Raw genomic sequence first — 23,395 nt, 5'->3', positions numbered from 1 at the left:
GTCGGTCGGGACGGAGGGCTTCGATCACTGCGTGACCTCCTCTACGGCGGCTCGAAAGGCGCGGGCACGGGCACGGAGGCCGGTGAGGCTGCCGCCGTCGGCGGCGTCGCCGACAAGCGGTGAGCCGACGCCGACGGCGGTTGCTCCGGCGGCCAGATAGGCGCGGGCGGCCCGTTCGTCGATGCCGCCCACCGGGACGAACGGCTCGCGCGGGAACGGTCCGCGCAGGGCCCTGAGGTAGGCGGGGCCGCCGGCCTGGGCAGCGGGGAAGATCTTCAGCGCGGCGGCACCGAGGGCACGTGCGCTCAGGATCTCGGTCGGAGTCATGACGCCGGCCAGGACGGGCATGTCCAGTTCGCGTGCGGCCTCGGCGCCGTCTCCCAGTGCGGGGGTGACGGCGAAGTCCGCCCCGGCCAGGTGGGCAGCACGGGCATCGGCGGCGGTCAGGACGGTGCCGACGCCGAGGGGCCGGTCGGGGCCGAGGTCCCGTCGCGCCCGCTCGATGACGGACAGGGCGTCCTTTCCGGTCAGCGAAACCTCGATCAGCTCGATGCCCGCGTCGGCCAGGGTCAGCACAGTGCGCAGCGCGGCGTCGGGGTCGGATCCGCGAATGATCGCGACCAGGCGGTGGGCGGCCAGGGCCGCTCGAAGATCCATGGACGAGTCTCCTTGTCTCACAGGCCGGTTCAGGGACAGCGGCAGTTCGCGGTCAGGGTCAGCCGCCAGCGGACTTCCCCGGACGCCGGCACGCAGGCGGCGTCACCGGGGCCCGCCTCGGCGAGGTCGAAGACCCGGCCGAGCATCGGCTCAACTCCCGTACTGCGATAAGGACGTTCGGCGGGAAAGCCCCCGAGATTGCGCCACAGGCCGATCGACATGGGCTGCCCGTCGGCTTCGAGAGTCAGCGCGAGGCGGTCCTCGCGGTCGTGGACGCAGCAGCGTGATACGTCCACGACGGCTCCGACCGCGGTGCCGTCGTCGGGACCGAGCCGGTCCAGGCTCAGTCCGCAGGGGGCGGGCCAGCCTCCCTCCACCCAGCGGGCGCCCGTCGGCCATGCCCGGCCCAGCAGCGGGGCCGCTTCCGGGAAGAGACGGGTGCTCGCTCCCGCGCGGGCGTGCAGAGCAGCGTGCTCGGACAGATCGAGCAGCGCGTGCGCGGCCCAGACGAAGCGGAAACCCGCGTCGGCGGTCAGGAGGTAGTCGGCCTCGGCGCCGTCGGCCGTGGGCCGCATCGCGCGCGTCAGAACGAATCGGCTCCCGCGCACGGTTTCCGTGCCGTGCTCGTCACGCGTCCAGGGCCGTGACCAGGCTTCACCGTGGTCGGGCGCACCCCGCACGGTGGGGACGCATTCCTCCAGCCCTCCCGCATCCACGAAGGCATCGCCGGGGGACACGCTCTCGCGCTGCGGGGACTCGCGCCTCCACAGCCACTCGCGGTCTGCTGCCCGCAGCGACGTCCACCGACCGCCGTGCGCGGGATCGGTGACGATGTCCAGGGGCACCGTCACCACTCCGTGAAGGAGCCGTCGGCATGCCGCCACACCGGGTTGCGCCAGGCGTGACCGGTGCGGTCGGCCGCGCGTACGGCCGCCTCGTCAACGGTGACGCCCAGGCCGGGTGCCTCGCCGCGAGGTGCGTGCCCGTCCACGAACCGGAACGGTTCGGGGTCGACGACGTAGGAGAGCAGGTCGGCGTCCTTGTTGTAGTGGATGCCTCGGCTCTGCTCCTGGATCAGGAAGTTCGGTGTCGCGAACGCGATCTGGAGACTGGCCGCCAGGGCGATCGGGCCGAGGGGGCAGTGCGGTGCGAGGAGGGCGCCGTAGGTCTCGGCGAGCGACGCGATGCGGTGCACTTCGGAGATACCGCCGGCGTGGGACAGGTCCGGCTGGGCGACGGCGATGCCCGCGGCGAGGACGGGCAGGAACTCGCTGCGCCCGTAGAGCCGCTCGCCGGTGGCGAGCGGTACGTCGGTCGCCGCGACAAGGCCGGGTAGCAGGTGCCCTTGTTCGGGTACGACGGGTTCCTCGACGAACAGCGGGTGCAGACAGGCGAGTTCGGCCAGGACCCGGCGAGCGCCGGCGGCCGTGAAGCGGCCGTGGAAGTCGACGGCTACGTCACGGTCCGGGCCGAGGACCTCGCGGGCGGCTGTCACACGGGCGACGACCGCCGCGGTCTCGGCCGCGGTGGCCACCGGCGATGTGGCCCCGGCACCGTTCATCTTGACGGCGGTGAAACCGGCCTCCACCTGGGCGGATATCTGCTCGGTGAGCTCGGCGGGTTCATCACCGCCGACCCAGGCGTAGACCCGGACCCGGTCGCGCACGGGGCCGCCCAGCAGGGCGTGCACCGGGGCGCCGTACGTCTTTCCCGCGATGTCCCACAGGGCCTGGTCGAGACCGGCGACGGCACTGGACAGGACGGGGCCGCCGCGATAGAAGCCGCCCTTGGTGAGTACTTGCCAGTGGTCCTGGATGCGCAGCGGGTCCTGGCCGACGAGGTATTCGGCCAGGACGTCCACGGCGGCCCGGACCACCTCGGCGCGTCCCTCGACGACCGGTTCACCCCAGCCGACCACGCCGTCGTCGGTCTCGATGCGACAGAACAGCCAGCGTGGCGGGACGAGAAAGGTTTCGATGCGAGTGATCTTCACTGAGCGCGCGAGCCTTCCGTCTCGTCGGAGCCGCCGATGCGGTCCAGATCGCGGCCGGCCTGGTCGAGCAGGGCGCGCATCGCGGCCTCGGCCGCCTGCGGGTTCTGCTCCCGTACGGCGTCCAGGACGGCGTGGTGGGCCGGTACGGGGTCCTCGCTGTGCGGGTGGCTGTGCACGATGCGGTCGCGGTGGGCCAGGCCCGACTCGATCACCATCTCCATGCGTTCGAGGAGTTCGTTGTGGGTGGCGGCGAGCAGGGCGCGGTGGAAGGCGAGGTCCGCTTCGACGGCGTGTGCCGCGTCGGTGCCGCGCTCTGCCATCGCCTCCAGGGCCTTGTCGAGGGCGGCGAGGTCCGCGTCGGTGCGCCGTTCGGCGGCGAGGCGCACGGCGGCCGGTTCGATGATGGCGCGCACTTCGGCGAGGTTGTGCAGCAGCGCGCGGTCGGCCTCGGTGGTGCGGCCGCCCTCGAACTGCCAGCGCAGTACGTCGGCGTCGAGCAGGTTCCAGTCGGCCCGGGCCCGTACGAAGGTGCCGCGCTTCTGGCGGGCGTCGACCATCCCCTTGGCGGCGAGCACTTTGAGGGACTCGCGCAGGGCGGTGAGGCTCACGTCCAGCTCGCTCTGCAGTGCCACCAGGTCGAGCGTGGCGCCCTCGGGGATCTCGCCGCTGAGGATACGGCGGGCGAGGGCTTCCACGGTCTGACCGTGCACGCCGCGACGGGCGTAGGGCGTCATGTCGTACAGCCTTTCTGCTTCGGAGGTGAGCGTGGTCATGCCGAGGCCTTGACGACGCTCCAGCCGCCGTCCACGACGAGACTCGTCCCGGTGATGTAGGAGGCTTCGTCGGCGGCGAGGAACGCGATGGCCGCGGCCACCTCCTCGGGGGTGCCGAAGCGAGCGGCCGCGGTTTCGGCGATGCTGCGTTCCCTGTCCGCGGGGCGCACCCTGTCCCAGGCGGCGGTCAGGATCGGCCCGGGCACGACGGCGTTGACGCGTACCTCGGGACCGTATTCGACGGCGAGTTGACCGCACAGGGACAGCAGGGCTCCCTTGGAGGCCGCGTAGGCGGGATGTCCGGGGATGCCCTTGTAGGCGTGGACGGACGAGGTCAGTACCACCGCCCCCGAGCGGACCCGCAGATCGGGTACGACCGCCTGGAAGCCGAGGAAGCTGCCGGTCACGTTGACGGCGAACTGTCGCTGCCACGAGGCGAGGGACATCTCGTGAGCCGGGGTGACGTCGACGGTGTAGGCGTTGCTGACGAGGACGTCCACAGGTCCGAAGTCGTGGGCGGCGGCCACGATCCGTGTCCAGTCGTCCTCCGCGGCGACGTCGGCTGCGACGAACCGGGCGAGGCCGCCCTCCTTGGTGATCTGCTCGGCCACGGCTTCGCCGCGCTCCTCGGCGATGTCGGCGAGCACGACGGCGGCTCCCTCCAGGGCGAGGCGTTCGGCCGTGGCGGCTCCGATCCCGGAGGCGGCGCCGGTGACCACGGCCGTGCGGCCGGTGAAGCGGGCACCGTACCGTCGTGCGGACTGGTCCATCGTGGGGTTCGACTCCTTTGTGGGAACGGAACTGCTGGTCTGCCGTGCTGGGCAACATATGCCGGACCGGGTTCTACTGCCGTGTCAGCACCACCAGTTCGGCGTCGTGGCCGGCGCTCCAGGTGAAAGGCACCCCGTAGTGGAGCAGATGGGCTCCGCTGTACGTAGTTCCCGTGGCGTTGTCGCGGTAGCGGGCATCGGGGTCCAGGCCTCGCAGCCGGAGCCGGTCGGCACGGCCGGGCACGAGCGGAGCGCCGTCGAGGCGTCCCGTGCTGAGCGCGGCGACGACCGTGCGGCCCGCGTCCGGGGCGTCGTACTGCACGCCGCAGGTGGAGTCCTCGGGGGTGCCGAGCAGCCGGGCCTCGCCCTCGTGGATGACCTGACGCGCCTCCTTGTAGCGGGCGATCCACCGGGCGGCCTCGGCTTGCTGTTCTCCCGTCCAGGCACGCAGGTCGGCGCCGATGCCGAGCACGCCGCACATGGCGCTCACGAAACGGAAGGCGAGACTGCGAGGGCGTGGGTCGAAGACTCCGGGGGCGTCGGTGACCCAGGAGCTCATGACGTGCGGGGCGTGGGCGTGCAGGAAGCCGTACTGGATGGACAGTCGGTCCAGGGGGGCGGTGTTGTCGCTGGGCCAGACGACATCGGTCCGCGCGAGGGTCGCGTGGTCGATGCGGCCGCCGCCGCCCGCGCAGCCCTCGACGGTGACGGCAGGGTGGGCGGCGCGCAGGTGGTCCAGGACGCGCAGATATCCGGCGACGTGCCGGGCGTCCAGGTCGAGCCGGTCGGCGCGGTCCGTGCCCGGACGGCCGCGTTCGGTGGGCGGCCGGTTCATGTCCCACTTCAGGTAGCCGATGTCGTACGCGGTCAGCAGCCGGTCGAGCGTGCTGATGACGAAGTCCTGGACGTCGGTGCGGCCCAGGTCCAGCAGCAGCTGGTTGCGGACCAGGCGGGCCGGGCGGTCGTCGATCCGGTAGACCCAGTCGGGATGTTCGGCGTACAGGCGGCTGCCCGGGCTGACGGCTTCCGGCTCGACCCACAGGCCGAAGTCGAGGCCCAGGGCGCGTACGTCCTCGACGAACCGGCCGAAGCCCTGGTGGAAGGCCGCCGGGTCCGGGTACCAGTCGCCCAGTCCCCCGGTGTCGTCGGCGCGGCCGGTGAACCAGCCGTCGTCCACGACGAACAGTTCGACCCCGATGTCCGCGGCTGTCTTGGCCAGCTCCAGCTGGCCCGCCGCGTCGACGTCGAAGCCGGTGGCCTCCCAGGAGTTGTAGAGGACCTTGCGGGGGCGGTGCAGCCGCTCACCCGCCAGACGGCGCTCGTAGCGGTGCCAGACCCGCGCCAGTCCCTCCAGCCCATCAGGGCTGAACGCGCAGGCGAGACGAGGGGTGGTGAGGGTCTCGCCGGGAGCGAGGAAGACCGCGCCCTCGTGCGGGACTCGGCCGGCCCGGACGCGGACGGTACCGCCGGGTTCGGCCTCCGCGGTGATGTGCCAGTTGCCGGGCCATTCCAGGGCGACTCCGTAGGCGGCCGGCGCGTCCCCGTCCTGCACGGCGAGCCACGGCGCGTACGCGTGTCCGGGCACGCCCTGAAGGCTGCCCATGGTGAACGTGCCCCGGTTCAGGTGGAGTTGGGTGCGCTGGAACTCCTGCGACCACTGACCGGTGAGGTACGTCAGCCGTGCGCCGGCGGTGACGGGGATGTTCACGGCCGCCGAGTCGAGCCGCTCCAGGCGCAGTTCCTCGTCTCCCGTGCAGGTGAGTTCGGTCCAGCGCAGGACGACGTCCGTGTCCGGCACGGTCGCGTAGCACAGAACGGTGCGCAGACCCAGGACGTCGTCGGTGAAGGCGAGCCGCAGGGCCCCCGCTGCTTCCTCCGCGCCGTCGAAGTCCCACCACACGCCGCGCTCCGCGCCCGGACGTGCCGCCACGAGGTCGGCACCGGTGAACGGGCGCAGCCCATAGGGGAGATATTCGGCGGGCGCGGCATCCGCGGGGGTGATGAAGTGGGTGCGTCTCGACCAGTCCAGGGCCGACGGGCCGTCTTCGGCGCCGAGCGGCCCCCAGGCGTCGAGCTCGGCCCACCGGTCGTCCGGGGAGAGGCGCACGGTGTAGCTGGTGTTCTCGGTACGCAGGGTCCAGCGCCGGTACGACGTCACTTCACCGCTCCCAGGTTGAGGCCCGCCACGAAGTGCCGCTGGAACCGCAGGAACACGGCCACGGTGGGCGCGGCCGCGATGACCGACCCGGCGGCGATCACGTTCCACATCGACACGTACTGTCCCTGAAGCCCGATGAGGGCTGCGGTGATCGGCATCTTGGTGTCGCTGCGCAGCACGGTGATCGCCCAGAGCAGGTCGTTGAAGATCCAGGTGAAGGACAGCGCGCTGAGCGCGGCGAGCGCGGGGCGGGTCAGCGGGAGAATGATCCGCCAGAAGACCTGCCAGGGACCTGCGCCGTCGACGACCGCCGCCTGCTGGATCTCGGGTGGAATGGCGCGCATGAAGCCGTGCAGGACGAAGACGTAGAAGCCGACACCGAAGCCGATCTGCACGCCGATGAGGGCCGGCAGGGTGTCGAAGATGCCCATCAGCTCGCTCAGCTTGGAGACCGGTATGAGCAGGATCTGCGGCGGGAGCAGGTTGCCGCCGAGCATGAGCAGCAACAGGAAGCGACGGAAGGGCAGTTCGTAGCGGCTGAGAGCGAACGCGGCCGTGGCGGCCAGGGCCAGCGTCACCAGGACGCACGGCACGGTGACGACCAGGCTGTTGATCAGGGCCCGCTGCTGGCCGCCGTCGACCCAGGCCTGGCGGAAGTTGCCGAGAGTGAAGGAGCGGGGCCAACTGCCCAAGCCGTGTGCGGCGATGTCGTCGAAGGAGCGCAGGCTGGTCACCAGGACGAGGGCGATGGGCAGCAGCCACAGGACGGCCAGGGTGCCGGCGCCCAGGTGGAATCCCGCGGTCGCGGCTCGTTTGCGGCGCAGTGCCGTGGACGTGGCGGACATCAGTCGGCCTCCCGGAACGCTCGGACGAGGTAGGAGCAGATGACGCCGAAGGCGAGGACGAAGATGACGACGGCCAGGGCGGAGCCGTAGCCGAGCCGCAGGGACTGGAAGGCGGTGGAGTACATGTACGTGCTCAGCAACTCGGACGAGTGGTAGGGGCCGCCGCGGGTCAGCGACCACACGACGTCGAAGGAGCGCAGCGAGTCGATGACGATGACGGACAGGACGACGGCGTTGACGCTGCGCAGCTGGGGCAGGGTGACGTGGCGGAAGCGCTGCCACGCTCCTGCGCCGTCGACCTTGGCCGCCTCGTACAGGGCCGGGTCGATGCCCTTGAGGCCGGCGAGGTAAAGCACCATGACGTAGCCGATCTGCCGCCACAGCGCGGGCACGATCACGGCGTACAGGGCGGTGTCCTGGTCGGCGAGCCATGCGTGGCGCAGGCTGCCGAGGCCCACCGATTCCAGGAGTTGGTTGAGGACCCCGTCGGGCTGGTAGATCGCCTGCCAGACGAGGGCGGTGGCGACCAGGGAGAAGACGACGGGCAGGAAGAGGGCGGCCCGGTAGAAGCCGACGCCGCGCCGTTCCTGCTGGAGCAGCAGTGCGGCGGCCAGGCCGAGGAGCGCGGACAGGCCGCCGAACAGGAGCAGCCACAGCACGGTATGGCCGGCCGCGCTGCGGAAGGTGTCGTCGTGGGCCATCTCCCGGAAGTTGTCCAGGCCGATGAACTTCGGCGCCGAGACGCCGTCCCACTGGGTGAGCGCCAGGTAGAAGCCCTGCAGCGCGGGCCAGAACACCCACAGTGCCTCGGCGAGCAGCGGGACGAGGACGAAGGCGAGCACCAGCGGGGGGGTGCGGCCCGGACCCCGGACCCGCTTGCCCCGAGGGCGCGGCGGGGCCGGGGTCTTCCGTTCGGGGGCGGTCAGGACGGCCACGTCAGGCCTGCCAGATCTTCTCGGCGTCGCGCTGCCAGTCGGTGAGGATGGAGCCGATGGACTTCGGCTTGGCCAGGAACTTGGTCAGCGCGGTGTCCGCGGTGGGCTGGAGGGCGTCGCTGGAGTCGCGGTTGAAGAACTGGGTGATCTCGACGGCCTCCTCGATGTGCTTGCGGCCCTTCTTCACCAGGGCGGTTCCGGCGTCCTTGGCGTCGGGGTGGCACGGCAGGACGGTGCCCGAGGATCCCTTGATGTAGATCTCCTGGGCCTCGGCCGTGGCGAGGTAGCGCATCAGGTCGGCGACCTGGTCGTGGCGGCCGGTACGGGCGCTGGCGAAGTAGCCGTCGACGGGCGCTTCCTCGGCGAGCGGGACCTTCGGATCGATGACGGGGAAGCGGAAGAAGTCGATGTCGTCGAGGGCGTCCTTGGGGGCGGCGTCGGCGAAGAAGGTGCCGATCAGCATCATGCCGCTACGGCCGTTGAGCAGTGAGGTCGTGGCGTCCTGGAAGGCGACGGCGGTGCCGTTCGGGTCGAAGTAGGGCAGCACCTCCTGCCAGCGGTCGAAGACCTTGCGCACCTCCGGGTCGTCGAACCGGTGCTTGCCGGCCAGGAGTTGACGGTGGTAGTCGGCACCGTTGATCCGGATGTCGAGGTAGTCGAACCAGGCCGAGGCCACCCAGGGCGTGTTGCCGCCCGCGCCGACGCCGATGGGGGCGACGCCCTTGCTCTTGAGCTTGTCGCACAGGTCGAGAAAGTCGTCCCAGCTCTTCGGCTCGCTCACACCCCACTTGGCGAAGTTCGACTTCCGATAGAACATGCCCCACCAGTAGTAGGTGTTGGGGACGAAGACCTTCTTGCCCGAGCTCGCGGTGCACAGCGTGTGCAGCGCCTTGGAGTATCGCTTCAGGTCGGGCGAGGCCCAGACGTCGTCGAGGTCGAGCAGCAGGTTCTTCTTCGCGTAGGCGTCCGCCACCGAGCCGGGGTACCAGGTGTACACGTCCGGCGGGTTGGCGGAGGTCAGATACGTCGGCAGCTGGGTGCGGAAGGTCTCCGCGGCGACCGTGTTGAGGCTGGCGTGCCCGGACCCCTTCTTCCCGTAGGCGGCGACGATGTCCTGCATCGCGGCCTTGGCCTGCGGGGCGGACAGGTTGGACTGGAGGGTCACCGCGCCTTTGGAGGAGCTCTTGCCGGAGGAGGTGGAGGTGACACAGCCGCTGAGCAGTGCCGCCGTCCCTGCGGCACCCGCTCCGGCGAGGAACCGGCGTCGGCTGGGCTGATGGTTCGTCATGGAGGACTCCCTGTGGCTCCGCGCGGCGGGGCCGGCCCTCCTGACGGCCGGGGCCCCGCTCGCGGCGGATCCAGATTCGCGTGGCACTCCGACCACGTCAAGAATAATTACTAATTTATTTGAACTGGGTTCGGTACACGTAGCCGTCAACGCCACGGAACACGGCGTCGACCGTTCCCTCCGGCCCGGCCGCAGCACCCAGCGCACCGTCGAAGGCGGCACTGGGGAACTCCTGCCGCTTGGTCCAGCCCTGCCAGGCACCGTCCTGGTAGCGCTGTTGCCAGAGCGTGTAGTCGGCGGCTCGCGCGTACAGCACCACGCCGTCGCCCACGCCGACCAGCGTCGGACTGCCGCTGATGGTCCCGCCGAGCGAGCTCCATGCCGACCACTCCCCCGACGTGTCCCGCGTCCGCGTCCATACGTCGTCCGCCGCTGTGCGGACGGCCACCTGGACGCGCCCCTGACCGTCGACGACGGCGGATGGCCTGCCGTACGTGGGGCGATCACCCGGCGCGCCGAGCGAGGACCAGTCGGACGTCGGCCCGCGCTGCACGATCCGCCCGTCGGCACCGCGCGCGAACAGCGTCCAGTGCGCGAGGTCGGTGAAGGCCACGGACGGCGCGTCGGTCAACTGCCCGCCCAGGCTCTCCCATTGACCCCAGCGCCCGTCGGCGAAGACCCGTCGGTACGCCCGGGAGTCCGCGCCGCGCACGAAGACGTCGATCCGGCCGCCCGCCGAGGCGTAGGCGGCGGGCTGCCCCAGGATCCCGCCCTGTGCGGGACCGCCGAGGTCCCTCGTCCCGCCGTCGGTGTGCTGGACGAGCGAGCCGTGCGGGCCCCGCAGGAAGGTGGTCAGCGTGTCGCCGTCGCGCACGACGGCCGGACTTGCCGTGCCCTTCTCGCCCAGATTCGTACCGGGCAGGGCATCCGCCCCGGTCAGCTTCAGGAACGCGGTCCCGTGCGCGGGAACTTCCACGGTGTACGACCCCGTATGTCTGCCCCGGTCGGCGCGTGCCCGCAGGTCGCGGACCTGGACCGGCCCGCCGAGCCCGACATCGGCGAACCGCACCGTGCGCTCGGCGGGCTGGTCGGAGCGGTTGAGCAGGACGACCGCGCGCCGGCCGTGCCCCTGGAGGACCTTGCTGTACGCGTCGCCGACCGAGTCCGTCGCCACCCGGACGCCCTGGACGGCGAGCGGGTCCTGGTCGACCGCGATGATCTCGGGGTTGCGGAGCGTGCCGATCATCGAGTCGGACAGGGTGCGCGGGTCGGAGCCGAGCATGAGCGGCGAGCCCATCTCGGCCCACATCACGAACTGGGTGGTGGACTCCTCCTGCGTGAGTTCGTACGACCCGTCGGTCATGCGCCGCATCGGGATGAGGTAGTCCGGGTCGTTGTAGCGCCCCGGCCCCTGCGCCTCGGGATGCCAGGCGTTGGCGTCCATGTTGCGCAGCACGTTGGGCCACTGGCCGGGGCTCGGGGTGCCCCAGGCGATGTCGGTACCGGTGCGCCAGGAGTCGGCGATCGTCGGGGCGTAGACGTACGTGTTGTGCGCGTCCTGCTCGGGCGTGTGCGGCAGGCCCCAGTCGTCGGTGAGCGGGTTGCACAGGTTCAGCAGCATCCGGCGGCCGGACTTGGCGACCGCGTCGCTGAACTCCTTGAACGCGGGCCCCGGATCGAGCTTCGCCCCGATCCCGCACAGGAAGTCGACCTTGATCGCGTCGATCTTCCAGTCGGCGAACTGCCGCGCGTCCTCGGTGTAGTGGCCGCGGCTTCCCAGGCCGCAGCTCTTGCCGCCGTCGTAGGCGCCCGCATCGGTGTAGATGCCCGCCCGCAGACCGCGATTGTGCAGGTAGGACACGAGCGCCGGGATGCCGGAGGGGAAGCGGTCCGGGTTGGCGACCAACCGCCCCTGTGCGTCACGGGGGTTGTCGGCCTGCCAGCCGCCGTCGAGCCACACGATGTTGTAGCCACTGTCGCGCAGACCGCTGCCGACCAGCTTGTCGGCGACGGCGCGTACCTCCTTCTCGGTGGGCGCGCCCAGCCCGTAGTACGTGTTCCAGCCCATGTAGGGCGTCGGTGCGAGACCGCTGTCGTAGTACTCCGGCGCACCCTGGTCGACGGCGGTCCGGGCCGTGGCGGTGGGGGCCGCGGTCACCGCGAGGACCGTCGCGATCGCGGCCGTCGTGGCTCGGCGTTTCCGTCTGAGACCTGCGGAGGTGCGGGCCTGCGGGTGTGAAGTCACTTGCCTCTCCCGAGGGTTGGGAAGCAGGAGGACGTGACGCGGGCCGCGCTGCAACAGGGGCCGTCGGCGTCACGGCGAAGACTGTGGCGCGCGGCCGAAACCCTGTCAATATTTATTACTAATTTATTCAGAGACCTCTCGCGGTCAGGCCGGAATCCTTGACAGCCCCTCTCTCGGGGTGCAGTGTTCGGCAACGTTGTCAGAGCCACTTTGGCAACGTTGTCCTCTGACTTGCCACAAACCCCCTCGGTCCCCGAACCTCCCTGTCCGGAGCCATAGTTGATGTCTGATCAGTCGCCCCGGCCGTCCCGTCGCACCGTCCTCTCCGCCGGCTCCACCCTGCTCGCGGGCTTCGGGCTCGGCATGGCCCTGCCCGCCGACGGATTCGCGGCCGAATCCGGCCAGCCGAACCGGCCCGCCGCGCCCGGCGAACTCGCCGCCCACCGCCCCGTCTCGGTGTCCTCCACCGACTACGCCCCCACACCCGGTGCATTCGCGGTCGACAACGTCGACACCGTCGGAGTGCGCGGCACGGGTTGGCGCGCCGCGCCCGGCGACCCCCAGTGGATATCCGTCGACCTCCAGGCGCCGTGCGAGGTCGAGTCGCTCCGCCTCACCTTCGAAGCGACGGCGAGCGACCCGCCCTACGTCGACGCCCCCGGCGGCAACCCGCGGGACAACACGACGGGGCAGGAGATCCTGTCCAGTTGCGCGGTCGACTTCGTCATCGAGACCTCTCGGGACCACACGGCGTGGACGGCCGTACACCGAACCGACTCCGGTACGGGCGGGGTCGTGGAGATCACCCTGGCGAAGCCCGTGACCGCCCGCTGGGTGCGGATGACCGTGCACAAGCGCTCCAACGCCAACCCCCTGGGCCTCAACGGCCTTCAGGTGTACGGCACCTGTCACACCGCCCGGCCCGACGCCACCGGCTGGACCGACTGGGGCACCCACCACCGGACCCCTCCGGCTCTCGAGATCTCCGAGGACGGCACCGTCCCGCTGGAGTCCGGCTGGGACCTCACCATGGACGACTGGGCCGGCGGCGACGGCGCCGCGCTGTCCGGGCCGGCGGCGGACACCAGTCGCTGGCTGCCCGCGGCCGTCCCCGGGACCGTCCTGTCCTCACTCGTGCACCAGGGACATCTGCCCGATCCGGTCGCCGGCTTCAACAACCTCCACATCCCGGAGGCCCTCTCGCGCCACGCCTGGTGGTATCGGCGCGCCTTCCGTCTCCCCGAGGACCTGCACACCGGCGAGGGACGTCGCATCTGGCTCGAGTTCGAGGGCATCAATCACACCGCCGACATCTGGCTCAACGGGAGCAAAGTCGGCGATCTCACGTTCCCCTTCGCCCGCGCCGCGTACGACGTGACCGAGTTGCTGACCGACGGCGAGCAGGCTCTCGCCGTGCAGATCACCCCCATGCCGTACCCGGGCAGCCCGGGCGACAAGGGCCCGGCCGGGCTGGCCTTCGTGGACGCCGGCGCGAACATGATGAACCGCAACTCGCCCACCTATCTGGCCTCGTCGGGCTGGGACTGGATGCCGGCCGTACGGGACCGGGCCGCCGGCATCTGGAATCACGTCCGGCTGCGCTCCACCGGGGCGGCCGTCCTCGGCGACCCCCGCGTCGACACCAGGCTCCCGGACCTGCCCGACACCCGTACGGCCGAGCTGACGATCGTGGTTCCCGTGCGCAATGCCGACGCGGACGCCAGGCGCGTCGCCGTATCGGCGGCCTTCGACGGCGTACGACTGAGCCAGACGGTCACCGTGCCGCCGGGTGAGAGCGTCGACGTCACCTTCACCCCCGCCACCCACCCTCAACTGCAGTTGCACGAGCCGAAGTTGTGGTGGCCCAACGGCTACGGCGACCCCGCCCTGCACGAGCTGACCCTCGCCGCCTCCCTCGCGGGCGAGGAGAGCGACCGGCGGACCACCCGCTTCGGGATCCGCCAGTACGGCTACGAGTACGACGTGCCGTTGGCGTTCCAGTCCGGCAGCGACGCGTACGCGCAGACGGTGAACTTCGCCCGCCAAAAGGCCCGCTACGTCAGGATCATGTGCCGTACGCGCGCCACCAGTTGGGGATCGTCGATGTGGAATCTGACGGTCTCGGACAGCTCGGCACCCGACACCGACCTGGCCCTGCGGAAGAAGGCCACCGCCTCCTCCGTCGACGACACGGCCAACCAGCCCGGCAACGCGACGGACGGCGATACGGGCACCCGCTGGTCCTCCGCCTTCGAGGACGACCAGTGGATCCAGGTCGACCTCGAGTCCTCGCTGTCCTTCGACCGCGTCGTCATCACATGGGAGCAGGCCTACGCCAAGACGTATACCGTCCAGGTCTCCGACGACGGCGGCACCTGGACGGATGTGACGGCGGTCGACAACACGGCGGTACCGCTTCCCTTCCGGACGGCGGGTGCCGCGAGCCTGCAGAACGTTGACTTCGACGCCGCCACCGCACGGTTTCTGCGCATCTTCTGCCGTACACGGGCGACCAGTTGGGGGGCGTCGATGTGGGGCCTGTCGGTCGTGGACAGCGCCTCGCCGGACACGGATCTGGCTCTGCACCGGACGGCCACCGCGTCCTCCGTGGACGACTCCGGGAACCAGCCGGGCAACGCGGTGGACGGAAATCCCGCGACCCGCTGGTCCTCGGCCTTCGAGGACGACCAGTGGGTCCAGGTCGACCTGGGGTCCAGCGTCTCGTTCGACCGCGTCGTCATCCTGTGGGAGCAGGCCTACGCCAAGACGTACACCCTCCAGGTCTCCGACGACGGCGACAGCTGGAGGAATGTGAAGTCGGTCGACAACTCCCCCGTGCCACTCAAGATCAGTGTCAACGGTGTCCGTGTCTTCTGCCGCGGCGGAAACTGGGGCTGGGACGAACTGCTGCGACGCATGCCCGCCGAGCGGATGGACACAGCCGTGCGGATGCATCGCGACATGAACTTCACGATGATCCGCAACTGGGTGGGCAGCAGCAACCGCGAGGAGTTCTACGCCAGTTGCGACGAGCACGGCCTTCTGGTGTGGAACGACTTCCCCAACGCCTGGGCCATGGACCCACCCGACCACAAGGCCTTCGTCGGCCTTGCGCAGGACACCGTACGGCGCTACCGCATCCACCCCAGCATCGTCGTGTGGTGCGGCGCCAACGAGGGCAACCCTCCGGGCCCGGTCGACGACGGTATGCGAGCCGCGGTGCGGGCCGAAGCCCCCGATCTGCTCTATCAGAACAACTCGGCCGGCGGAATCGTTTCCGGCGGCGGCCCCTACGGCTGGGTCGAGCCGGAGCGGTACTACTCCGCGTCCACGTACGGCAGCGGGAGCTTCGGCTTCCACACCGAGATCGGCATGCCGGTCGTGTCGACGGCGGAGACGATGCGCCGCCTCGTGGGCGACGAGCCCGAGTGGCCCATCGGCGGACCCTGGTATTACCACGACTGGAGCACCAGGGGGAATCAGGCGCCGCAGAACTACCGGGCCGCCATCGAGAGCCGGCTCGATGTCGCAGAGGACCTCGAGGACTTCTGCCGCAAGGCGCAGTTCGTCAACTACGAGAACACCCGCGCCATGTTCGAGGCCTGGAACGCGCATCTGTGGGACGACGCCAGCGGACTGATGCTGTGGATGTCCCACCCCGCCTGGTACAGCACCGTGTGGCAGACGTACGACTACGACTTCGATGTCAACGGAACCTACTACGGCGCCCGCAAGGCGGGCGAGCCCGTCCACGTGCAGGCCGGCCCCACGGACGGGCGAGTGATCACGGTGAACCACACGCCGATGACCATCGCCGGCGCCACAGTCTCCGCGCGCTGTGTCGACCTCTCCGGCCGCCTGCTCGCCCCGGAACAGCGCAAGACCGTCGACATCGCCCCCTCCGCCACCACGTACGCGTTCACCGCCGGCTGGACGGACGGCCTGCCGGACTTCCATGTGCTGCGACTACGCCTCACCGACGCCCGCGGCAGATCGTTGTCCGAGAACACGTACTGGCGCTACCGCGATGCCCGAGACATGCGGGCGCTGAACGACCTTGAAAAGGCCCGGGTGTTCCTCGACATCACCGAAACAGACCACTCGGGTGAACGCCATGGACTCACGGCCCGGCTGTACAACCGGGGCTCGTCGGTCGCGGCCATGGTGCGTGTCTCGCTGCACGACGCCAGGACCGGTCACCGAGTGCTGCCGACGCTCTACAGCGACAACTACCTGTGGCTGCTCCCCGGGGAGTCCAAGACCGTCACCGCGTCCTGGCCGGCCGACGCTCTGACGTCGAACAAGCCGGAGCTCCGGCTCGAGGGCTACAACCTGAAGCAGACCGCCGCACGCCGCTGATGCCGAGCGCCCGGAGCGCGTGCCCGAGCCCCGGGACTGTCCGAACCCCTTGACTTCTCCGCCCTCGTGAACGAGGAGTTCCGAGCCCGTCGCCCTACGCGTCGCGCGTCGCCGCCCGACCGGGCGGACTCGACTGGCCGGCCATGACCTGGGCGCAGCAGAGAGCCTGGAGCCGTATCGAAGGCGTCGGCATAGCCCCGTAGGACAACGCACCCAGGAGGGTGGGCCCACACATCAAGCGGCGCGACGCACCAGTGGCGGCCACTCCACAAGGATCACCCGACCGGCGGTCCCTTGCCCTGCTTGGCGTCACCGACTCTGCGGGGGCTCCGGCCCGGGCAGATACTCGCGAGGACGGGGTACGCGCGCGGCGGGCGGCAGGAGGTGTGCGAGCGGATGCAGACATCTGGCCGGGGCCTCACGTGGCTGCGTGCCCACGATCCGGAGTGGGCCGCGACCCGCCGAGCCGCACGTACCGCGCTGGTGATGCCTGCCCTGTTCGCACTGTGCAGCCAGGTGCTGCACGCGCCGGCGATGGCGACCTACGCGGCCTTCGGCTCGTTCTCGATGTTGTTGCTGGTCGAGTTCACCGGCCCGATGGTGCAGCGGCTGCGCGCCCACCTGGGCCTCGCGGTGGCATGGGCGGCGCTCATCTGTCTGGGCACGCTCGTGGCCCGCGAGACCTGGCTCGCGGTCACCGTCACCGTCCTGCTCGGCTTCCTGGTGCTCTTTCAGGGCGTGGTCAGTTCCGTCCTCGCGGGGGCGACCACCGCCCTGCTGCTGGCCTTCTTCCTGCCGGTGACCTCGCCCGCGCCGCTGTCGCAGCTACCCGACCGGCTCGCCGGAGCGGGCCTTGCCACCGCCGGCACCATGCTCGCGATCTCCCTGCTGTGGCCCCGCCCCACCGCCGACCCGCTCTGCGCGCCCGCCGCCCGTGTCTGCCGTGCGGCCGCGGCACGGCTGCGTGCCGACGCGTCTCATCTGGCCGCAGAGCCCGACGCTCCGAGCGCCGAGCAGTGCGAGGCCACCGCCGATCAGGCCACCGCCGCGGCATCCGACCTCCGGACCGCCTTCGACGCCACCCCCTACCGGCCCACCGGACTGTCCACCAGCTCCCGCGCCCTGGTCCGCCTGGTCGACGAACTCACCTGGCTGTGCGCCATCGTGGCCGACAGCGGCCCCCCGGACCACGCCCACCCGCCGTGCGACCCCGAGGCACACGTCGTCCGGCGGGTCGCCGCCGCGGTCCTGGACCGGGCGGCCGACCTGCTCGAAGATCCGTGCCGCGCACCCGACGCGCTCCGCACCTCGTCGGCCGACCTGAACGAGGCCATCACCGGCATGGAGCGCAGCGCCACCGCCCGCCTCCCCCTGCACCCGCCCAGAGCCGGCACGGAGTGGGAACCCCGCGCCTTCATCGAAAGCCTGGACCTGTCATTCCGCGCCCAGGAGCTGGGCTTCGTAACCCTCCAGATCGCCGGCAATGTGGACCTGGCCGCGGCGGCCCAGCGACGCAGCTGGCCGGATCGGCTGCTCGGCCACGAGCCCGGCGCCCTCGCCCGACCGCTGGCGTCGGCCCGCGAACGGGCTGTCGCCCACCTGAAGCCGCACTCGGTCTGGTTGCACAACAGCCTCCGGGGGGCGATCGGCCTGGGCATCGCGGTCACTCTGGCGAACCTGACCAGCGTTCAGAACTCCTTCTGGGTCATCCTGGGAACCCTCTCCGTGCTGCGCTCGAACGCGCTCAACACCGGGCAGAACGCGGTTCGCGCCGTGGGCGGCACCATCGTCGGGTCGCTCATCGGGGCCGGATTGCTGCACCTCATCGGCCATCACGGCACCGCGCTCTGGTTCCTGCTCCCCCTCGCCGTACTGGTCGCCGGCATCGCCCCCACCGTCATCTCCTTCGCCGCCGGCCAGGCAGCCTTCACCATCACCCTGGTCATCCTGTTCAACATCGGCCAGAACCCGGACTGGCACATCGCGCTGCTCCGCACCCAGGACATCGCCCTCGGGTGCGCGGTGAGCGTGCTGGTGGGCCTGTTCTTCTGGCCGCGCGGCGCCGCGGCCGCCGTCGACCAGGCGCTCGCCGAGGCGTACACGGACAGCGCCCGCTATCTGGCCGGCGCGGTCGAGTACGCGGTCGGCCGCTGCGGCTCCATCCCTGTGGCAGCCGATGTCCCCCTGCAGGAGAGACGCCAAGCGGCCGCCGCGGCCCGAAGACTGGACGACGCCTTCCGCAGTTACCTCGCCGAACGCGGACCCAAACGCCTGCCGCTGGCGGACATGACCACCCTGGTCACCGGCATCGTCGGACTGCGCCTCGCCGCCGACGCGGTGCTCGGACTGTGGCAACGCTGCGCCGAGCAGCAGCACACCGAAGCCGACCGGGCCGAGGCTCGCCTCGTACTGATGGGTACCGCCGGTCGAGTGTCCGCCTGGTACCGCGACCTGGCCACGAGCCTCGGCCGGCACACCACGCCCCCCGATCCACTGCCACGCAACCCTGCAGCCGAGGCACGTCTGGTCGACTCGCTCCGCCGCGACCTGTGGGACGAGAGCGGGCAGGCCACGGACACAGCCGTCCGCATCATCTGGACCGCAGACCACCTCAACGCCGCCTGCCGCCTCCAGCCGAGCCTGGCCGCCGCCGCGAGGCCGGACAGTCCGTCCTGACCACGGGAGCAGCCCGCGCTGTCCCCGCCGTCCGTCATGCCGTATCGCCGCTTCTCGGTTCCGGCGGGGCCGCGTGCCACAGCGTACGCAGTTCCTGCCAGTCCGGTGGGGGCCCGGTGAGGACCCGCGTCGGGGACTGGGTGTGTGGTGAACGGCGCCTGAGTCCGTCCACCACCACGTCGAGGTATCTCAGGCGCAGTTGGCGCGATCGTGGGGAGCAGGATCTCCAGATGGACGAGCAACAGGAGTACGTCGGCCGACACGACATCGGCTCGCAGCGCCCCTTCCCGCTGCGCCCGGTCCACGATGACTTCGACTGCTTGGTGCAGGCGGACCGTCGCGTCCTCGATGTCGTCCGTGCCCGGCAGCCGGCCACCGATCTGCGGCAGCAGGCACCCCGGCTCGGTGATCAGGGCGCGGCTCATGAACCCGAAGAGGGCCTGCCAGCCGTCGGGCGCCTCGCCGGCGGCGGCTCGGGCGATGTCGGTGAGGCGGTTCATGGCGGTGAGGCGCATGTGCTGTGCCAATTCCTCCTTGCAGGTGTAGCGGCGGTAAATGGTGCCCATGCCCACGTCGGCCCGCCGGGCGATGTCCGAAACGGATGCCTTCCACCCCAGTTCCGCGAAGGCGTCGCGGGCAGCGCTCAAAAGCCGTGCGTCGTTGCGCTCCGCCTCTCGGCGACGTCCTCGTTCGGGGCACATCAGCGCCTCCTCCGGTGGGGGACTTGCGTGACGGATTCATCGGGGATTTCTTCGTGGTCGGCTCTCGGGCGGCGAGTCAGGCTGCGCAATGGGGAAGACCCCCGTGCAGGGCGACCATGTCCGCGAACGCGGCCTGTACGTCGAGGGGTGCTGCGGACTGCGCGCCACGCCGCTCGGCGTAGGCACGGATCAGGTTGCCCACCAGCCGCTCGCTGTCCAGAAGTTGGGCGTACGGTCCGCCATCCGCGGTACGCGCCAGGTCCAGCGGGGTGAGACCTTCGGCGATGCCGGTGCAGGCCAACGCGTCGACCCAGCCCAGGTAGTCGGCGTTCGCATCCAGCAGTTCGGGTCCGCCCAGCGGGCCGTGACCGGGGACGACATGCAGGGGTTCGAGCGCACGCAGCCGGTCGATGACGCGCAGCGAACCGCTCAGCGAGCCCATGAGCACGAAAGGAGTCGCACCGGAGAAGACGAGGTCTCCGGTGAACAGCACCCGCTGGTCGGGCAGCCACACCACGGTGTCGCCCGCGGTGTGTCCCGGGCCGAGGTGCAGGAGTTCCACCCGCAGGCCGAGGCCCGGAAGTGACATCCGGTCCCGGTAGGTCACGTCGGGCAGAGCGGGTTCTATGCGGCCCCAACGCACCTGCGGCCACAGGTTCTTCAGTGCCAGACCGTACTCGGCCATCTCGGCCGCCGCCCGCTCGTGGGCGACGACGGTGGCGCTCTCGGCGAAGAGGTGGTTGCCGAAGGTGTGGTCGCCGTGGCTGTGGGTGTTGACCAGGGTGCCGACCGGACGCGCGCTGAGGGTGCGGACGGTCTCCCTCAGCATGAGGGCCCGCGCCTCGGTGGCCGCGGTGTCGACGAGAAGGGTGCCTTCACCGCCGGTCACGATGCCCGCGTTGTTCAGGCACCAGCCGCCGTCGGGCTGGAGATAGGCGTACACGCCTTCGGCCAGCTGTTCGATCCGATAGGCGATGAGGGTGTGCGGAGTGGCTTCCATCGCATGCTCCCGGGGCAAAGCGGTCGGGGACGGGGGCGTCAGGTTCGACCCGCCACAGAAGCCGATCGCGCCACAGAATGGGTCAAGTCGATGACGGACGTCGCGCCGCGCGAAGGTCTGCCAAAATTCTCCCTTTCTTTACGCAACACCGAATCCGGCCACGGAACACCCCCTTCCGATTTTTACCTCGGCTTAACCGCGATGGCACCGAATTTACTGCGGAGCAAATCGATCCGAAAAGCCTTGACGCACTGCCCGGTAGCACTTGTACGATCGAGTCGAGACGCATTTCTAAACGATACGACCTGCTGCAACACGGCCGGGAAGATTCATTCTGCAATACCGTGCAATATTCAACGGGGGTCGGATGAACATAGGGATTCTGGGTCCGTTGGTCGTCCGGTCGCGCGGCGGTGAGGCCGCACCCACCGCACCCAAGCCACGACAGCTGCTGGCCCTGCTGGCGGCCCGCGTGGACCAAGTGGTCTCCGTGGACATGCTGATCGACGAATTATGGGAGAGCCGTCCGCCGTCGAGCGCGGTGACCACCGTGCAGACCTACATCGTGCAGTTGCGCAGGGCTCTCGCGGGCGCTCTGCGGATCAGCCCCGCCGAAGTCGCCGGGGACGTCCTTCCGTTCATGGGCTGGGGGTACCGCCTGGCGTCCGCCGGGGGAACGCATGACGCGCAGACGTTCCTGCGCTGCGCGGAAATGGGGCGCGAGGCGCTGGCCGCCGGCTCGCACGACCAGGCGTCGGTGATATTGCGTCGGGCGCTGCGCATGTGGCGCGGTCCTGCACTGGCGGGCGTACGGCTCGGACCCCACTTGTTCGCACACCGCACGAATTTGGAGGAATACCGCCTGGCGGTCGTCGAGCAACGGGTGGAAGTGGATCTGCGGCTCGGGCATCACCATGAGTTGATCAGCGAGCTGTCCGCGCTCGTACTCCAAAATCCCCTGCACGAGAACCTGCATTCGCTCTTTATGATGTCGCTGTACCGGGCAGGGCGTCCCGGTCAGGCGCTCGATGTTTTTCACAAGCTCCGGAAATGCCTGAGCGAAGAGCTGGGAATTGATCCATCGCCGCGCATGCGCCATCTGCAGCAGGCCATCCTCGCGGCCGACCCACGGCTGGAGGCGGAAACGCGGTCGAGGCTGTTCCGGCTGGAACTGGATCTGCCGTCGGGACCGGGCAGCCCCAGCTTTTCTCGGGTCATCCGGTGACCGGGTGATGCCGTGAGCCCGGAGGGCTCCCACGAGGGCCGCTGAGCCCGATCCGCGCCTGCCGTCAGTCCAGCCCGCGCCTGCCGGGTGTCCAGAACGGCTTGACCAGGACGGACCGACGCGGCCAGCCGCGCTCCTTGACGAGGTGATCCCGCACAGCCTGACAAGTGCGGGCCTCGCCGGCCAGATACGCGACTCCGGGTTCGCCGGGCAGGTCGAGTGCCCGTGCGGCCGCGACCAGCGAAGCGGACGCGGCCGCGGTGGCGCCGCCTCGAAAGCTCCACGTCAGTTCCGAGGCCCGCGGCAGCGGCAGCCGGTCCTGCGGCCCGGCGACCTCGACGGCACCGTGGACGGGCGCCTCGTCCGGCAGCCCGCGCAGCATCGCGCCGAAGGCAACCGAGGCGGTCTCCTCACCGGCGAAGAGGTGGTACGCGGCGGATTCGACGACGCAGAAGTTCCCCTCGGGTTTACGGAAGGAGACCTCGTCCCCCACCCGCAGCGAGCGGGCCCAGCGGGAGCCGGGACCGTCCCCGTGGTCCAGGGGACACAGCTCCAGTCCCTCCCCGTCGTACGACCAGACCGAGTACGTACGCAGCACATCGCGCAGCATCCCGGCCCATACCGGCGCCCCCAGATCCTTGACATGCACGCGCACCTGTTGACCCGGGGTCCAGCTCAGCCCCCGTATCTCCGGCCCGCCGACGCGGATCCTGCGCACGCGGGGCGTCACCTGTTCGAGTTCCTCGACCCGTCCGCGGACGAAGAACAGACCCAGCAGCGGGTCGAAAAGGAGGTCGGCCGGACGGCGCCGGCCGGAGGTCGATTCGGTGGGCATCTGCACACTCCTGGCTGCTCACGATCGGACTGCTCACAACTGGCCGCTCACAAGTGGCTGTTCGCGACTGGCCGCTCACAAGTGGCTGTCCACAATCGGCCTTTGACGACTGGCCGCTCACAACTGGCCTTCCATGACTGGCTGTTCACGAACTGATAAGAAGGGCTTTCTGCAAGGTGCGCACGCTGCGTGAGGGGTCGATCCCCAGTTCTTCGCGGAGGTTCTTGCGCAGCAACTCGAAGGCGTCGAGGGCCTGTCTGGGGCGTCCCGCCCGGTACAGCGAGATGATGAAGAGGGAGTGCAGGTTCTCGTACAGGGGATACTGTGCCGCCAGCCCGGAGAGCTCGTCGATCAGTTCGTGGTGACGGCCGAGGCGTAGATCGGCCTCCACCCGCTGTTCGAGGGCGCCCAGCCGGGTCTCCTCCAGACTGGTCCGGTGCGCCAGCAGGTGCGGCCCGATGCGGACGTCCGCCAGTGCCGGACCGCGCCACAGCCGCAGCGCGCGACGCAGCAGCACGGACGCCCGCTGGTGATCGCCGCCCAGCAGCGCGTGTCGGCCCAGCTCGGCCTGGCGCGTGAACGCGCCGGCGTCCACCTGGTCCGGGTCGGCGGTCAGGCGGTATCCCCAGCCGACGAAGGGGAGTACGTCCCGGGTCACTTCGGCGGTGTCGGTCCGCGGAGTGCCTGCGAGTGACCGGCGCAACTGCACTATGTAGGTCTGTACGGCGGTCAGGGCGCTCCTGGGCGGATCCCTCTCCCACAGTTCGTCCACCAGGAGTTCCACGGGCACCACCTTGCCCACGCGCGCCGCCAGCAGGGCCAGCAGCTGCCGCGGCTTCGGTGCGGTGGGTACCGCCTGCCCGCCGACTGATCGCACGGTCAGGGGGCCGAGAATTCCTATGTCCACGTCGCTCGCCTTCGCGCAGGGATGGACC

The 23,395-nt window shown here is 70.3% G+C and carries 16 protein-coding genes and 1 pseudogene; 3 read left to right on the top strand and 14 right to left on the bottom strand.

What is annotated here, in order from left to right; all coding sequences use genetic code 11:
• Positions 1-24: 24 nt before the first annotated feature.
• The 10 genes from ACIBK0_RS40305 to ACIBK0_RS40260 form a co-directional block, all read right to left on the bottom strand.
• Entirely contained in the window at positions 25-657 is a 633-nt protein-coding gene (locus tag ACIBK0_RS40305; protein ID WP_399091546.1) for a bifunctional 4-hydroxy-2-oxoglutarate aldolase/2-dehydro-3-deoxy-phosphogluconate aldolase, read from the bottom strand.
• Positions 658-686: 29 nt separating this feature from the next.
• Positions 687-1,508, bottom strand: a complete 822-nt coding sequence (locus ACIBK0_RS40300) for a hypothetical protein (protein ID WP_399091543.1) — start codon at positions 1,506-1,508, stop codon at positions 687-689.
• Entirely contained in the window at positions 1,505-2,650 is a 1,146-nt protein-coding gene (dgoD, locus tag ACIBK0_RS40295; protein WP_399091540.1) for a galactonate dehydratase, read from the bottom strand. Before dgoD ends, ACIBK0_RS40300 begins: the two co-directional genes overlap by 4 nt.
• Positions 2,647-3,384, bottom strand: a complete 738-nt coding sequence (locus tag ACIBK0_RS40290) for a FadR/GntR family transcriptional regulator (RefSeq protein WP_399091682.1) — start codon at positions 3,382-3,384, stop codon at positions 2,647-2,649. The genes dgoD and ACIBK0_RS40290 overlap by 4 nt, the downstream gene beginning before the upstream one ends.
• 35 nt (positions 3,385-3,419) lie before the next feature.
• Positions 3,420-4,193, bottom strand: coding sequence for an SDR family NAD(P)-dependent oxidoreductase (locus ACIBK0_RS40285; protein WP_399091537.1), 774 nt, complete (start codon positions 4,191-4,193; stop codon positions 3,420-3,422).
• Positions 4,194-4,266: 73 nt separating this feature from the next.
• A complete protein-coding gene (locus ACIBK0_RS40280) occupies positions 4,267-6,351 on the bottom strand; it encodes an alpha-galactosidase (protein ID WP_399091534.1) in 2,085 nt (694 codons plus the stop codon).
• Positions 6,348-7,196, bottom strand: coding sequence for a carbohydrate ABC transporter permease (locus ACIBK0_RS40275; protein WP_399091531.1), 849 nt, complete (start codon positions 7,194-7,196; stop codon positions 6,348-6,350). The genes ACIBK0_RS40280 and ACIBK0_RS40275 overlap by 4 nt, the downstream gene beginning before the upstream one ends.
• A complete protein-coding gene (locus ACIBK0_RS40270; RefSeq protein ID WP_399091528.1) occupies positions 7,196-8,131 on the bottom strand; it encodes a carbohydrate ABC transporter permease in 936 nt (311 codons plus the stop codon). Before ACIBK0_RS40270 ends, ACIBK0_RS40275 begins: the two co-directional genes overlap by 1 nt.
• A 1-nt stretch (position 8,132) precedes the next feature.
• Positions 8,133-9,419 (bottom strand): ABC transporter substrate-binding protein, encoded by a 1,287-nt coding sequence (locus ACIBK0_RS40265; protein WP_399091526.1) that lies wholly within the window; start codon positions 9,417-9,419, stop codon positions 8,133-8,135.
• A gap of 115 nt (positions 9,420-9,534) precedes the next feature.
• On the bottom strand, positions 9,535-11,664 hold the full coding sequence (locus ACIBK0_RS40260) for a glycoside hydrolase family 27 protein (RefSeq protein ID WP_399091523.1): 2,130 nt from the start codon (positions 11,662-11,664) through the stop codon (positions 9,535-9,537).
• Between the two features lie 282 nt (positions 11,665-11,946).
• Here ACIBK0_RS40260 and ACIBK0_RS40255 point away from each other — a divergent pair, with 282 nt between their 5' ends.
• Both ACIBK0_RS40255 and ACIBK0_RS40250 read left to right on the top strand, forming a co-directional pair.
• On the top strand, positions 11,947-16,023 hold the full coding sequence (locus ACIBK0_RS40255) for a discoidin domain-containing protein (RefSeq protein WP_399091520.1): 4,077 nt from the start codon (positions 11,947-11,949) through the stop codon (positions 16,021-16,023).
• A 396-nt stretch (positions 16,024-16,419) separates the two neighbouring features.
• The gene (locus ACIBK0_RS40250) at positions 16,420-18,699 is read left to right on the top strand and encodes an FUSC family protein (RefSeq protein ID WP_399091517.1); all 2,280 of its coding nucleotides are present in this window, start codon (positions 16,420-16,422) and stop codon (positions 18,697-18,699) included.
• A 575-nt stretch (positions 18,700-19,274) separates the two neighbouring features.
• Here the strand turns inward: ACIBK0_RS40250 and ACIBK0_RS40245 are convergent.
• Positions 19,275-19,400, bottom strand: a pseudogene (locus tag ACIBK0_RS40245) (TetR/AcrR family transcriptional regulator); the annotation flags it as partial.
• A gap of 76 nt (positions 19,401-19,476) precedes the next feature.
• Positions 19,477-20,400 (bottom strand): MBL fold metallo-hydrolase, encoded by a 924-nt coding sequence (locus ACIBK0_RS40240; protein WP_399091514.1) that lies wholly within the window; start codon positions 20,398-20,400, stop codon positions 19,477-19,479.
• Positions 20,401-20,767: 367 nt separating this feature from the next.
• On the opposite strand from ACIBK0_RS40240, the gene ACIBK0_RS40235 reads away from it, so the two are divergent.
• On the top strand, positions 20,768-21,625 hold the full coding sequence (locus ACIBK0_RS40235) for a BTAD domain-containing putative transcriptional regulator (protein WP_399091511.1): 858 nt from the start codon (positions 20,768-20,770) through the stop codon (positions 21,623-21,625).
• Between the two features lie 64 nt (positions 21,626-21,689).
• Here ACIBK0_RS40235 and ACIBK0_RS40230 read toward each other — a convergent pair whose 3' ends face one another.
• Both ACIBK0_RS40230 and ACIBK0_RS40225 read right to left on the bottom strand, forming a co-directional pair.
• Positions 21,690-22,460 (bottom strand): siderophore-interacting protein, encoded by a 771-nt coding sequence (locus ACIBK0_RS40230; RefSeq protein ID WP_399091508.1) that lies wholly within the window; start codon positions 22,458-22,460, stop codon positions 21,690-21,692.
• A 145-nt stretch (positions 22,461-22,605) separates the two neighbouring features.
• Positions 22,606-23,367: a BTAD domain-containing putative transcriptional regulator gene (locus ACIBK0_RS40225; protein ID WP_399091505.1), complete on the bottom strand. Its 762-nt coding sequence runs from the start codon at positions 23,365-23,367 to the stop codon at positions 22,606-22,608.
• Between the last annotated feature and the right edge of the window lie 28 nt (positions 23,368-23,395).

The organism is Streptomyces sp. NPDC050564 (genome assembly GCF_044457265.1).
Classification (GTDB): Bacteria; Actinomycetota; Actinomycetes; order Streptomycetales; family Streptomycetaceae; genus Streptomyces.
This window is presented reverse-complemented; position numbering and strand designations above follow the sequence as displayed.